12 protein-coding genes are annotated in these 13,634 nt (G+C 68.2%); 4 read left to right on the top strand and 8 right to left on the bottom strand.

Annotation, left to right across the window (positions count from 1 at the left end; genetic code table 11):
- Positions 1–67 precede the first annotated feature (67 nt).
- The gene (locus AWQ71_RS25800; protein WP_067137575.1) at positions 68–1,018 is read left to right on the top strand and encodes a D-alanine--D-alanine ligase family protein; all 951 of its coding nucleotides are present in this window, start codon (positions 68–70) and stop codon (positions 1,016–1,018) included.
- A gap of 2,425 nt (positions 1,019–3,443) precedes the next feature.
- Here AWQ71_RS25800 and AWQ71_RS25795 read toward each other — a convergent pair.
- From AWQ71_RS25795 to rpmH, 8 genes are all read right to left on the bottom strand, one after another.
- Positions 3,444–4,400: a ParB/RepB/Spo0J family partition protein gene (locus AWQ71_RS25795; protein ID WP_067137573.1), complete on the bottom strand. Its 957-nt coding sequence runs from the start codon at positions 4,398–4,400 to the stop codon at positions 3,444–3,446.
- 120 nt (positions 4,401–4,520) lie between these two features.
- On the bottom strand, positions 4,521–5,294 hold the full coding sequence (locus AWQ71_RS25790; protein WP_067137572.1) for a ParA family protein: 774 nt from the start codon (positions 5,292–5,294) through the stop codon (positions 4,521–4,523).
- Positions 5,295–5,599: 305 nt separating this feature from the next.
- The gene (gene rsmG, locus AWQ71_RS25785) at positions 5,600–6,289 is read right to left on the bottom strand and encodes a 16S rRNA (guanine(527)-N(7))-methyltransferase RsmG (protein WP_067137570.1); all 690 of its coding nucleotides are present in this window, start codon (positions 6,287–6,289) and stop codon (positions 5,600–5,602) included.
- Between the two features lie 190 nt (positions 6,290–6,479).
- Complete coding sequence (locus tag AWQ71_RS25780; RefSeq protein WP_067137568.1) at positions 6,480–6,974, bottom strand: Jag family protein; 495 nt, start codon at positions 6,972–6,974, stop codon at positions 6,480–6,482.
- A gap of 18 nt (positions 6,975–6,992) precedes the next feature.
- Entirely contained in the window at positions 6,993–7,949 is a 957-nt protein-coding gene (gene yidC / locus AWQ71_RS25775) for a membrane protein insertase YidC (protein ID WP_067137566.1), read from the bottom strand.
- A gap of 4 nt (positions 7,950–7,953) precedes the next feature.
- Positions 7,954–8,262, bottom strand: a complete 309-nt coding sequence (gene yidD / locus AWQ71_RS40565; protein ID WP_084259294.1) for a membrane protein insertion efficiency factor YidD — start codon at positions 8,260–8,262, stop codon at positions 7,954–7,956.
- Positions 8,259–8,636, bottom strand: coding sequence for a ribonuclease P protein component (gene rnpA / locus AWQ71_RS25770; protein WP_067137564.1), 378 nt, complete (start codon positions 8,634–8,636; stop codon positions 8,259–8,261). Before rnpA ends, yidD begins: the two co-directional genes overlap by 4 nt.
- A 68-nt stretch (positions 8,637–8,704) precedes the next feature.
- Entirely contained in the window at positions 8,705–8,842 is a 138-nt protein-coding gene (gene rpmH / locus AWQ71_RS40560; RefSeq protein ID WP_015772801.1) for a 50S ribosomal protein L34, read from the bottom strand.
- Positions 8,843–9,321: 479 nt separating this feature from the next.
- Between rpmH and dnaA the strand changes: the two genes are divergently transcribed.
- The 3 genes from dnaA (at position 9,322) to gnd (ending at position 13,541) form a co-directional block, all read left to right on the top strand.
- Entirely contained in the window at positions 9,322–10,851 is a 1,530-nt protein-coding gene (dnaA, locus tag AWQ71_RS25765) for a chromosomal replication initiator protein DnaA (protein ID WP_067137562.1), read from the top strand.
- 518 nt (positions 10,852–11,369) lie between these two features.
- Entirely contained in the window at positions 11,370–12,509 is a 1,140-nt protein-coding gene (dnaN, locus tag AWQ71_RS25760) for a DNA polymerase III subunit beta (RefSeq protein WP_067137561.1), read from the top strand.
- Positions 12,510–12,596: 87 nt separating this feature from the next.
- Positions 12,597–13,541: a phosphogluconate dehydrogenase (NAD(+)-dependent, decarboxylating) gene (gene gnd, locus AWQ71_RS25755; RefSeq protein ID WP_067137559.1), complete on the top strand. Its 945-nt coding sequence runs from the start codon at positions 12,597–12,599 to the stop codon at positions 13,539–13,541.
- Positions 13,542–13,634: the final 93 nt, after the last annotated feature.

The raw sequence follows: 13,634 nt of genomic DNA, 5'->3' as shown, positions 1-13,634 counted from the left end.
TTCCGGTACGGCTAGCCTGTTCGGGCTGGCCGTACCGGAATCCGAAGTGAGAAAGGGCCCTCTCCCTATGAGTGACTTGGCGCATGTGCTGGTGTTGGCAGGGGGCCTTTCTTACGAACGCGAGGTCTCCATCCGCTCCGGCCGCCGGGTCAGCGAGGTCCTGCGCGCGGCCGGGGTGGTCGTCGAGACCCGCGACACCGACGCCACCCTCGTCCCCGCCGTGCTCGCCGACCCGCCGGACGCCGTCTTCGTGACGCTGCACGGCGGAGCCGGCGAGGACGGCGCGATCCGTTCCGTGCTGGAACTCCTCAACGTGCCGTATGTCGGGGCCACCCCCGACGCCTGCCGGGTCGCCTACGACAAGCCGACGGCCAAGGCGGTCGTCCGCTCCTGGGGGCTGAACACCCCCGACTCGATCTCCCTGCCCAAGGAGACCTTCCACGACCTCGGCGCGACAGCGGTCCTCGCCCGCATCGTGGACCGGCTCGGCCTGCCGCTGTTCGTCAAGCCTTCTCGCGGCGGCTCCGCGCTCGGCGCCTCCATCGTGCGGTCCGCCGAGGAGCTGCCCGCCGCGATGGTCGGCTGCTTCGCGTACGGCGACACCGTGCTGATCGAGAAGTACATCGCGGGCGTGGAAGTCGCCGTGTCCGTCGTGGACCTCGGTGACGGCCCGGTGGCCCTGCCGCCCGTGGAGATCGTGCCCGACAGCGGCGTCTACGACTACGCCGCCCGCTACACGGCCGGGCACACCGAGTTCTTCGCTCCCGCCCGCCTGTCGCCGGAGGACGCCGAGGCGTGCGCCGCGATGGCCGTCACCGCGCATGCCGCGCTCGGGCTGCGGGACGTCTCCCGTACCGACCTCATCGTGGACGAGACCGGCCGCCCCTTCTTCCTCGAAGTGAACGTCGCCCCCGGAATGACCGAGACCTCATTGCTCCCGATGGCGGCCGAGGCGGCCGGGCGGGATCTCGGCTCCCTCTGCAAGGGACTCCTCGAACTCGCCGCCCGACGCGGCTGACTCCCATCCACATAAGAGGGACCTGTCGAAGCGCACCGCGCTCACTCGTACGCCACGGGGCGCCAGGAGCCGGGACGGCGGGCGAGCGCGGCGCCCTGCCGGGTCCGCTCCAGGCCGTCGCGTCCCGGCATAGAGGCGACGCACCGAGGTGACCCGGCGCGGCGATGTGCCGCGGTGATTCGACAGGTGATCCGTCGGGGCGGTCCGCAGAGGTGATGCGTCAGCGTGACACCCCGGACGCTGACCGCCGCCGACCGGACCGCCTTGCGCCGCCCTCCGGACGCGTTCTCACCTCCGCCCGCGAGCGGGTTGACGGCAAGACTCTCTCGCGTTTCACGTGAAACCCCTCCCCTCACCTGTCGTTCCCCAAGCTCCTCCTCCCTTGCCCGGCCGATTCCGGCAGCGCTCCCTCCGTTGCCCCGCCGTTCCCCACGACCTGCTGGCGCCCTCAGGTGCGGTCGTAGTCCGGGTGCGGCCCCCGGCCCGGTGTGTTCGTGCCGCATGTGTTCATCGCGCCGCGTGTGGCCCCAGAGCCCGGCGCGGCAAGGGGCTTGGCGTCGCCCGGCCGATGTGGTGGCGGGCCCACAGCGCCCACCAGCCCCTGAGTGTCGAACCCCTCGACACTCTCCCTCACCGGCCGGAGATACCTCTGGCGAGTCACTCACAGCCCCGTGCGGCATCGATTCCCACGCCGTTCCTCACGCTCTCTCTCCTGTCCCGCCGTTCCCACGCTCTCCTTCTCCGGCCATGTCATTCGCCGCGCTTCCGTCACGGGCGGCGGTCCCTCTCGCGAGCCGCTCGTAGTACCGCATCGATTCACTCCGCCCTCAGCTCGCCACTCCGCCTCCAGTTCCACCCCAGCCCCACGCGCCGCTCCGCCATGGCTCCCGCGTTCCGCTGCCCACCTCTGTCATGCCGCCACTTACATGCGCCCACTACATGCCTTGCCGTGCCGCTCAAGCCGCCCGAAGACCTCACAGGGCGACGAGCCTGCGTCGGGAGCACTGACACCCCGGCTTGCTGACCACACGCTGGACAGGAGCGGCCTGGGCGGGAAGGGAACGTGAGCGGATCGTTGGCCCCGGCCGCCCGGCGGGCCTCTCTTGTTTCACGTGAAACTGCTCCCCGGCCACGCCGTCTCACGCTCTCCGTCACGGGCCGAGATGGAATGACCGAACGTGCTGAGCGCGAGCTGATGATTGCTCGCGCGAGGCGAAATCGACCGGAGGGTGCGCTCTGGCGGTGGCTGGCGCCCGTAGGCGCTACACCGAGAGCTGCTCGGGGGATGTGCTCCGGTCACCCGCCAGCCGGGCAGGCACCGCGCACTCGGCTTCCGCTGGGCCTACCCCAAGCGCTTCCGCAAGGCGATGACCGCCTTTGCCGGCAACAGCCGCCACGTCGGCGTCTGGGCGGCCGCCAGGATCTACTTCCGCGACACACTCTCCCGCCGTACTTCCTGATTGACGATCGCGGCTCATAGCCATGCTGGGCCTTCCGCTCGGTGCCTCGACGGCTCCGCGCACGCCAAGTGCGGCGAACGCGGCCACGCGGATGGTCAACCTCCGCGGCCAAGGATGCCCCGCCAGGAGGAGGCAGCGCCGCCGGGGCGCACTCTCAACCACCGCTAATCATCAGGACAACCACACCAGCACCAGCAGAATCGACAGCGCCTTCCGTTCTCCTTCGCCCTTCTCCGCCCTCGGCCATCTATCTTCAATGGGCGCTCTCAGCCGCTCTGAGGACTCCCGTGACCGTGCTCATTTTCATCGGGGTACAGATGGGGTGCCGTCGGGTCCCTAACCGGCGACTCTGAAGGTGGTCTCATCAGGATCGGTTGCCCGACGAATTCGCCGTGGCTGGCCGCCTCAATGCCACCTGGCCCGCGTAGGCGTAGTCGCTGCGGCTTGCATCGGCCGCCTCCCAGGTGCCCCGTCGGTCTCGGTTCCCGCTATCTGCCTCGGTCCGGCGGCAGCCTCCCACTCTCTGGACCTGATGGGCCCTCTCGGCCGCTCTGAGGACTCCCGTGACCGTGCTCAGTTTCATCGGGGTACTGATGGGGTGCCGTCGGTCCCTAACCGGCGACTCTGAAGGTGGTCGCGCGGCATCGTTGTGTCCCGTGCAGGACACCCCGCGTGTGAGGCACCCCGGACCGCGCCACTCGGCCTGGAGACCTCGGCTTTCGGGCCGGAAACGTCGACGCGGCCGACGGCCTTCGCCGTGCTGGCCGTCCGCCTCGATCTGGCGGCTTGCGGAGGTGCTCCTCGCCGCCCGCAACCAGAATCAGCGCTCCCCTTCCCGATCTGCTACCGAGCCCAACGGCGTACCGACCGGCCAGAAGGGGACCTCACCACAGCGGCTACCCGCAGGCAGACACGGAAACGGCGCCGCGTTTCACGTGAAACACGACGCCGCTCACACGGTCTGGCTATTCGTCGCCTTCACGCATGCTGTTGATGCTGTCGGGTGCCATGGTGCCGATGATGCGCTCCAGGTCGTCGATCGTGGAGAACTCGACCACGATCCGGCCCTTGCGACTGCCCAGGTCCACCTTCACCCGGGTCTCGAAATGATCAGAGAGCTGCTGCGCCAGCCTCCCCAGGGCGGGCGCCGCCGGCTTCTTCTCGCGGGGCTTGCGCGGAGCGGGACCGGCGGTGGCCTCGCCCAGGGCGACGATCTCTTCGACTGTCCGGACCGAGAGGCCCTCCGCGACGATCCGCGTCGCCAGGCGTTCCTGGGCCGCGGGGTCGTCCAGAGTCAGCAGCGCGCGGGCGTGGCCGGCGCTGATCGTCCCGGCCGCCAGGCGGATCTGGACGTTCGACGGCAGATTGAGCAGCCGAAGCGTGTTGGTGATGTGCGAGCGGGACCGGCCGATCTTCTTCGCCAGAACCTCGTGGGTGGCCCCGAAGTCGTCGAGCAGCTGGCGGTACGCCGCGCCCTCCTCCAGCGCGTTGAGCTGCTCGCGCTGGAGGTTCTCGATCAACGCCTCGCGGAGCATCTCGTCGTCCTGGGTGCCCCGCACGATCGCGGGGATCTTCTCCAGGCCGGCGAGTTTGGAGGCGCGGCACCGCCGCTCCCCCATGACCAGCTCGAAGCGCCCCTCGCCGAGAGCACGTACGACGACCGGCTGGAGCAGGCCGACCTCGGAGATGGAGGTCGCCAGCTCGTCCAGGCGCTCCCCGTCGAAGACGTCACGCGGCTGGCGCGGGTTGGGCACGATCGCGTCGAGGGGGATCTCCTGGAAATAGGCTCCCTCGACCGGCCGCAGCCCCGAGTCCGCGGGCTCCTCCGCCGGTGGACTAGCCGCGATCGTCGGCTCGACGATCGGCCCGGTGGGGATCAGTGCCCCCAGGCCCTTGCCCAGTCCCCGACGCTGCTGAGACACCGCTGCTCCTTACCACCGCACAACACCGTACGAAAGACAGTGCCCAGCGATCACAGAGTCGCCGGGCACTCCACCACGAGAGGGTACCGCCGTGCGGGCGTTTCGCGGGCCCGCGACCCGCTACGCCCCGGTGACCGCCGCGCCGCGGTAGGCCATCTCCCGGGCGGCCTCCTTGTACGCCAGGGCGCCGCTTGAGCCTGGATCATAGGTGATGACCGACTGGCTGTAGCTGGGCGCCTCGGAGACGCGGACGCTTCTCGGGATGACCGCCTTGAGTACGGTGTCCCCGAAGTGTGACCGCACTTCCTCGGCCACCTGGGCAGCCAGCCGGGTGCGGCCGTCGTACATGGTCAACAGGATCGTGGAGACGTTCAGCTCCTGGTTCAGATGGACCCGCACCAGCTCGACGTTCTGCATCAACTGGGTGAGCCCTTCGAGCGCGTAGTACTCGCACTGGATGGGGATCAGAATCTCCTGCGCCGCCGCCATGGCGTTCACCGTGAGCAGGCCGAGTGACGGCGGGCAGTCGATCAGGATGTAGTCCAGCTCCATGGAGTCGAAAGCGTTCAATGCCCGCTTCAGCCGGGTCTCCCGGCCCACCATGGGGACAAGCTCGATCTCGGCGCCCGCGAGATCGAGGGTCGCCGGCGCGCAGTAGAGGTTCGGCATCTCCGGGACCGGCTTCACAATCGACGCCAGCGGGAGATCGTCCACCAACACCTGATAGACAGACGGCACGCCCGACCGGTGTTCCGTCGCCAACGCCGTCGACGCGTTGCCCTGCGGGTCAAGGTCGACCACCAGGACCCGCTGCCCGTGCATCGACAGCGCCGCGGCCAGATTGACAGTGGTCGTGGTCTTCCCGACGCCGCCCTTCTGGTTCGCCACGGTCATCACCCGGCACTTCGGGGGACGGGGCCACGCCTCCTCGTCCCGCGTGGAGTAACCAATCGAATGCGTGGCCGCCGGAGCGGCCGTCGCTGTTTCACGTGAAACCACAGAGCTCAGTGCCTCTCGTACCAGCGGCGAATCACCGGGAGTAAGGGGGGTCTGGGACACGGTCGTCGTCCTTTCACCCTGCGAAACAGAGATAAAAGGCCAGCCGACCCCCGATGGCCGACCTACCGACGCGATCTCCAAGGGTACGGCGATGTGATTCTCCGGCCAACCCAGGCCCCCAGCCGCACCCGCCACGACCTTCACCTCTTCCGTCGGTGCCGCGTGCCCTTTCCACTCCGCACCGGGGACTGGCCCGCGACGACGCGAACGAGAGTGGTGGGCGGCTCGACCTTACCGCGCCCAACCGTAACAAGCTCAGCAGTACGCGCTCCGTACGCCTTGAGTTGCGGCCCGGCCGCGTCGAGTTCCTCGGCCGCGCGCTCGCCCTTCATGGCGAGAAGTTCGCCGCCTTCCTCAAGAAGAGGCATGGACCACGCCAGCAGTCGGTCAAGCGGAGCCACCGCCCGCGCTGTGGCGATGTCGAAGGTGCGCTTGCGCGCCAGCTCCTCGGCACGACCACGCAGCACTTCGACGTTGTCCAGCTCCAGCGCCGCCACGCACTCCCCCAGGAAGTTCGTACGGCGCAGCAGCGGTTCGAGCAACGTCACCGTGATGTCGGGGCGGACGATCGCCAGGACGAGGCCGGGCAGACCGGCGCCGGAACCGATGTCCACCAGCCGGGTGCCCTCGGGCACCGCTTCCTCCACCACCGCGCAGTTGAGCAGATGGCGATCCCAGATCCGGGGAACCTCGCGTGGCCCGATCAGTCCGCGCACCACTCCGGGGCCCGCGAGTAGCTTCGCGAACGCCTCGGCCCTGCCCAACGCCTCACCGGTGAACACCTCACGCGCCGCCTCGGGCGCCTCGGGCAGTTCGTTGCTTTCCGTCATCACTCACTCATCTATGGATGCTCTCGGGGTAAGGGTAGCCGCCCCGCTCCGGCCGGAGCCGCATGGTCGCCCCCGTTCCCGCCCACTGGCCCCGCGAACTGTCCCGGTATGTCCGCCCGCGCTCCCCCAGCGGGTACGGAAAAGGCCGCCGACCCTCGGAGGATCGGCGGCCTTCGGAACGAAAGCGCGACTACGCGGGAAGTACGACGACGAAACGCTGGGGCTCCTCGCCCTCGGACTCGCTGCGCAGCCCGGCCGCGGCGACCGCGTCGTGCACGATCTTCCGCTCGAACGGCGTCATCGCCTGGAGCGCCTTGGGCTCCCCACTGCGCTTCACGTCGTCCGCGGCAGCAGCGCCGATCTTGGTCAGCTCGGCCCTGCGACGCTCCCGATAGCCGCCGACATCGAGCATGAGCCGGGAGCGCTCGCCGGTCTGGCGGTGCACGGCGAGCCGGGTGAGCTCCTGGAGCGCCTCCAGCACCTCGCCGCCGGGGCCGACCAGGTCGCTGCCCTTGATGCCGACCACCGAAACGACCGCCCGGTCGCCCTCGACGTCCATGTCGATGTCGCCGTCGATGTCGGCGATGTCCAACAGGCCCTCGACGTAGTCGGCCGCGATCTCACCTTCCTGCTCCAGGGCGGCGACATCGGGAGCAGGTTTGACGCTCTCCTCGGCTTCGGTCACGTCCGGTCTCTCCTTCTCCTACGACTTCTTGCTGCCGGTCCGCTTGCTGCGCGACTGTCGCGACTGCTGCTGACGAACGATCTTAGGTTCCGGTGGGGCCGGAGTGTCCGAAGGGGCGGCCGCCTTCGGCTTGCCGAGTATCTTCCCGAAGACGCCGTTGGAAGGCGGCGGCGTCGTGACGTTGCCCTTCTCGTCCACGACCGGCATGGGGTGCCGGCTGTAGAACCAGTGCTGCTGGCTGAGCGTCCACAGGTTCGTGGTGACCCAGTAGAGGATCAGACCGAGCTGGAAGTTGAGGCTGAAGACGGCGAACAGCGGCGAGATATACATCAGGATCTTCTGCTGCTGCGCCATGGGGTTGTCGACCATCTGCTGCATCGACCGCTTCACGCTCTGGCGAACCGTGAGGAACGTGGTGAGCGAGCTGACCGCGACGAAACAGCCGAGGACGACCTTCGTCATGAGCGGGTCGGCGCCGAATGCCGCGATGTCGGCATTGCTTGTGAAGAACGTGGCGGGAAGCGGCGCCCCGAGAACGTGTGCGTGCCGCGCGCTGTCCACGAGTTCCTGGGTCATGCCGAACTTCGCCTTGTCCTCGGCGATCGCCCGGAGCACCGTGAACATGGAGATGAAGATCGGGAACTGCGCCACGATGGGCAGGCAGCCGCCCAGGGGGTTGGCGCCCGCCTCCTGGTAGACGCGCATGACCTCCTGGTTCATGCGCTGTTTGTCGTTCTTGTACTTCTTGCGCAGCTCCTGCACCTTGGGAGCGAGCTCCTGCATCTTCCTCGACGAGCGCATCTGCTTGAGGAAGAGGGGGAAGATGAGCATCCGCATCGCCACGGTCAGCGTGATGATGGTCAGCGCCCAGGTCAGTCCGCTGTCCGGGGAGAGGAAAGTGCTGTAACCGGCGTGGATGTGGGTGATCACCCACGCCACGGCGGTATACAGCCAGTTGAGGAATGACAGCTCCACCGAGCTAGCTCCCTTGCGTTGTGTCGTGAGACTGGCCTCGGGGTGGGGGCACCGGGTCGTAACCTCCGGGATGGAACGGGTGGCAACGCCCGATGCGCCTGATGGTCAGCCATGATCCGCGCACCGCTCCGTGTACGGCGATGGCCTCCATCCCGTAGGCGCTGCAGGACGGCTCGAATCGGCAACGCGGCCCGAGCACCGGGCTGATGAACGCCCGGTAGAACTTGATCGGGACGAGCAGCACGCGCGCGGCCAGCGTGGGCCGCGTGTCAGAGGCGACCGCTCGCCCGGGACTCGACTGCTCGACTGTCATGACCGTCCATCCGTCAGGGTCCGCGGCGTGGACCCCCGCCGCCGGAGTAAACGATCGAGCGCGGTGTCGAGTTCGGCGGCCAGGTCCTCGCTCCGCGCGGACGCGGAAGCAGGGTTGGCGCGTACCACAAGCAGGCTACCTCGCGGAAGCCGGTGGAGTCGGGCCCGCATCAGGTGTCTGAGCCTGCGCTTTACCCGGTTTCTGGTGACGGCGTCGCCGACGGCCTTGCTCACGACGAAGCCCACCAACGGCTGCCCCTCGCTGTCGCCCACGTTCAGGTGGGCGACCAGGGTGGGGCGTCCGGCGCGTTGACCGCGCCGGATCGCGTCGGCGAACTCATCACCGCGTCGCATACGGGACGCGGACGGCAGCACCGAAACTTCCTTGAACTACGACTATCGCCCGCCGACGATACGACGGCGGGCGACAACGGTTTCGCTCGTCAGACGGTCAGCTCGGCGCGACCCTTGCGACGGCGGGCGGCCAGGATGGCGCGGCCGGCACGCGTGCGCATACGCAACCGGAAGCCGTGGGTCTTCGCGCGACGACGGTTGTTCGGCTGGTAAGTACGCTTGCTCACGAGTGGACTCCAGGATCAGATTCACCCGCAAGAGCGGGCGCGCAACATTCCAAAGGATGCGGCTCGCCAGTGCGTGGACATGCGAAATAGCCGTCGCCGACCAGCCGACCTCCACACGTTAGGCGGGAATCCTGCCACAGGTCAAACCAGACTGCGATCAAGGAGCGGCTCTCTCCCCTCGGCGAGGCGATTTTTCCCTGGTGCCAGATCGCCCACACGAGGCAGCCACAGCTACCAGTAGGCTGTGGACAACGTCTTGAACCCAGGTCGCGCACACCACTACTGTCAACCCTCCGGACTCTCCTCCATCGAACGTGGATGCGCCCGGGACCTGTGCGACGGCCTGTGCATAACGTGTGGATCCCTCTGTGGATCACGTATCGGGGGCTGGCCCCGCCGGGGAGCCTCGGCCGGGATCGGCGTGGAAGAACAGATCGCGGCGAATACGCGGGGGCCGCGCTAGGGAGGAGTGCCGGACCATGGAGGCCGACGACCTCAACGAGGTGTGGGCTCGCGCGTTGGGGACCCTTCTCGATGAGGGCGTTTCAGGACAGCAGCGGGCATTCCTCCAGATGACCCAGCCGTCCGGGCTCATCAACGACACCATCCTCCTCGCCGCACCGAACGACTTCGCCAAGGAAGTCATCGAGGTACGGCTCCGCCCGCTGATCGCGCACGCCCTCTCGCAGGAGTTCGGCCGGCCGATGCGCATCGCGGTGATGGTCGATCCGCACGAGGCCGGCGGGGGCGACAGCCGCAAGCACGACGCCTTCTCCCCGTCGCCGTCCTTTTCGCCGCGGGGCCCGGGGGCGCAGTCCCGCCCCGCCGCGGCGCCGCCGTCCGACTATCCACAGGAGCGCGCGCAGGAGCCGCAGCACGGGGTCGCTCCTCCTCCGGAGCCGCTCGACCAGGGGGGCGCGGAGCCGCCGCAGAACAGGTGGGACAGCCGCGGCGCCCGCACCGCCGGTGAGCCGGCCAGGCTGAACGCCAAATACACCTTCGAGACGTTCGTCATCGGCGCGAGCAACCGGTTCGCGCACGCCGCCGCGGTCGCGGTCGCCGAGGCGCCGGCCAAGGCGTACAACCCGCTGTTCATCTATGGCGACTCCGGCCTGGGCAAGACGCACCTGCTGCACGCGATCGGCCACTACGCCCAGAGCCTGTACGACGGCGCGCGGGTCAGGTACGTGAGCTCGGAGGAGTTCACCAACGACTTCATCAACTCCATCCGCGACCACAAAGCGGACGGGTTCCGTGCCCGCTACCGCGCTGTGGACATCCTGCTCGTGGACGACATCCAGTTCCTCGAGGGCAAGGAGCAGACGCAGGAGGAGTTCTTCCACACCTTCAACACGCTCCACAACGCGAGCAAGCAGATCGTGATCTCCAGCGACCGGGCGCCCAAGCAGCTCGTCACCCTGGAGGACCGGCTGCGCAACCGCTTCGAGTGGGGACTGATCACCGACGTCCAGCCGCCCGAGCTGGAGACGCGGATCGCGATCCTGCGCAAGAAAGCGATCCAGGAGGGCCTGGCCGCGCCGCCCGACGTGCTGGAGTACATCGCCAGCCGGATCGCGACCAACATCCGCGAGCTTGAGGGCGCCCTGATCCGGGTCACCGCGTTCGCCAGCCTGAACCGGCAGTCTGTCGACATCAAGCTGACCGAGATCGTGTTGAAAGACCTGATCAGCGAGGACTCCACGCCGGAGATCACCATCTCGCTCATCATGTCCACAACCGCCGAGTATTTCGGCGTCTCCCTCGACGACGTCTGCGGCAGCTCGCGCTCGCGCGCCCTGGTGACGGCCCGCCAGATCGCCATGTACCTCGCCCGCGAGCTCACCGACCTGTCCTTGCCGAAGATCGGCCAGCAGTTCGGCGGTCGCGACCACACGACGGTCATGCACGCCGAACGCAAAATCAGGTCGCTGATGGCCGAGCGTCGGTCGATGTACAACCAGGTCAACGAGCTGACGACCCGGATCAAGCAGCGCGCACGCAACGCGTGATGCACAGGCTGTGGATAACTCTGTGGATCGACGTCCGCTGACGTCTGCCCTGCTCGGCCGATAACCCCGTCTTCCGGGGGAGAATCCCGCCCACACCCTGGGGACGAGTCTGTGGATAACCTGGGGATTTCTCGTGGATAGCTTGGGGACGTCCTGTGCGTAGTGAAAAGATGTCCACCTGAGGAGTGCTTTTACCCAGTGGATAACCGGTGGAAACCTCGTGGATAACCGGTGGACAGAGACCCCGACTTCTGGGGACGGCTTGTGGGCAACGTGTGGGCATCCCCAGCCGACCACAGGTAATCCACTGGTCCTCCACACCCACCGGTGGATGAATAATGGGCTCTGACCTGCGGAGGAACGTGATTTCCACAGTATCCACCGCCCCTATGACGATGACGTTCAGTTCTCTCTACTGAAGAACTCAAGAGCCATAGAGGGTTCTCGAGGCTCCAAGGTGCGGGAGAGTGAACACCTGCAACAATGCTCAATCTGCGATACCCAGGAGGCTGATCCACGTGATGTTCCGGATCGACCGCGACGTACTCGCCGAGGCCGTCGCGTGGACGGCACGCAGCCTTCCGGCGCGGCCGTCCGTGCCGGTGCTGGCGGGCATGCGCCTAGAGGTCACCGACGACCAGCAGTTGAAGCTCTCCGGCTTCGACTACGAGGTCTCGGCGGAGGTGACACTCGAACCGCAGTCCGGCGAGCCCGGCGTCGTCCTCGTCTCCGGCAAGCTCCTCGCCGAAATCACCCGGGCGCTTCCCGCACAGCCTGTGGATTTCGTGGTCGACGGAGCCAAGGCGGTGGTCACGTGCGGCAGCGCGCGGTTCACCCTGCTGACGATGCCGGTCGAGGACTACCCGTCCCTGCCGGCCATGCCGCCGGCCGCGGGGCGGATCGGCAGTGACGTCTTCGCGGGGGCGGTCGGCCAGGTCGCCGTGGCCGCGGGCAAGGACGACACCCTCCCGATGCTCACCGGCGTCCGGATGGAGATCGAGGGCGACACGGTGACGCTCGCCGCCACCGACCGCTACCGCCTCGCCGTACGCGAGCTGAAGTGGCACCCGGAGCAGCCCGACTTCCAGGCGATCGCGATGGTGCCGGGCCGTACGCTCGCGGACACGGCGAAGGCGCTGGGCGGCACCGGGGCCGAGGTGGAGATCGCGCTGAGCTCGGTCGGGGGCACCGGCGAGGGCATGATCGGCTTCTCCAGCGCGGGCAGGCGGACCACCACGCGGCTGCTCGACCCCGAGTTCCCGAAGTATCGCTCGCTGCTGCCGACGGAGTTCTCCGCGCGGGCCGACATCGCCACCGCGTCGTTCGTCGAGGCGGTCAAGCGCGTCGCGCTGGTCGCCGAGCGCAACACCCCGGTACGGCTGGCCTTCCGCGGCGACGAGGTCGTCCTGGAGGCGGGCAGCGGCGACGAGGCGCAGGCGGTCGAGGTCCTGCCGGTCGAGTTCGACGGCGACGAGATCAACATCGCGTTCAACCACCAGTTCCTGCTGGAGGGCCTCGGCGCGATCGACTCCGATGTCGCCCGCCTGCAGTTCACCACCGCGACGAAGCCCGCCATCCTCACCGGAGGCAAGCCTGTGGATGAGGGCGCGACCCCGGATTACCGCTACCTGATCATGCCGATCCGTCTGTCGAGTTGATCCGGGGCGTACGATCTCCCGGGCGTGGAGGTCGTATGTCCGGGTACGGCGTCCTTGTGGATGTTCGACCCTGAGGGGGGTTGCTCTATGCAGATCGGCATGATCGGGCTCGGCAAGATGGGCGGCAACATGGCCGAGCGGCTTCGCCGCGGTGGCCACGACGTCGTCGGATATGACCGGGATCCGGAGCTCAGCGACGTCGGCAGCCTCAAGGAGCTGGTCGACCGTCTTGAGGCTCCCCGTGCCGTCTGGGTCATGGTGCCGGCCGGGGAGCCGACCCACGGCACCATCCGGCTGCTGCACGAGATGCTCTCTCCCGGCGACATCGTGATCGACGGCGGCAACTCCCACTATGTGGACGACCAGAAGCACGGCGCCGACCTCGCCACCAAGCAGGTCGGCTTCGTCGACGTCGGAGTCAGCGGCGGTGTGTGGGGGTTGGAGAACGGCTACGCCCTGATGGTCGGCGGCTCGGCCGAGGACGTCGCGCGGCTGCGGCCGGTCTTCGAGACGCTCAAGCCCGAGGGCGAGGACGGCTTCGTCCACGCCGGCCGGATCGGCGCCGGGCACTTCGCCAAGATGGTCCACAACGGCATCGAGTACGGCATGATGCAGGCCTTCGCCGAGGGCTGGGAGCTGCTTGAGGCCGCCGACATCGTCACGGACGTCCACGGGTCGTTCAAGAGCTGGCGGCAGGGCACGGTCATCCGTTCCTGGCTGCTCGACCTCCTGGTCCGCGCGCTGGACCAGGACCCGGGCCTCGCCGACATCAAGGGGCACGCCCAGGACTCCGGCGAGGGTCGCTGGACGGTCCAGGCGGCGGTGGACCACGCGGTGCCGCTGCCGGTCATCACGGCCGCGCTGTACGCGCGGTTCGCGTCCCGGCAGGAGGACTCCCCCGCGATGAAGATGGTCGCCGCGCTGCGCAACCAGTTCGGCGGGCACGCGGTCGCCGCGCAGGAGGGGCAGACCGGTATGGGCGCGGACGCTCCCGGCGCCGATGTCACTCCGCCGGTGGAGGTCCAGGGCTGATCCACAGGCTGTGGACAATCGGCGCGGCCGGGGCGTGACAGGGGCGAGGCTCATCGTCCCGCGGGTGGTCGCCGGCAGGGACTAGCCTTTCGG

The sequence above is a fragment of the Microtetraspora malaysiensis genome (assembly GCF_001528665.1).
Lineage (GTDB): Bacteria > Actinomycetota > Actinomycetes > Streptosporangiales > Streptosporangiaceae > Microtetraspora_A > Microtetraspora_A malaysiensis.
Note: the sequence above shows the minus strand (reverse complement) of the source record. Positions and strands in the feature narration are given on the sequence as shown.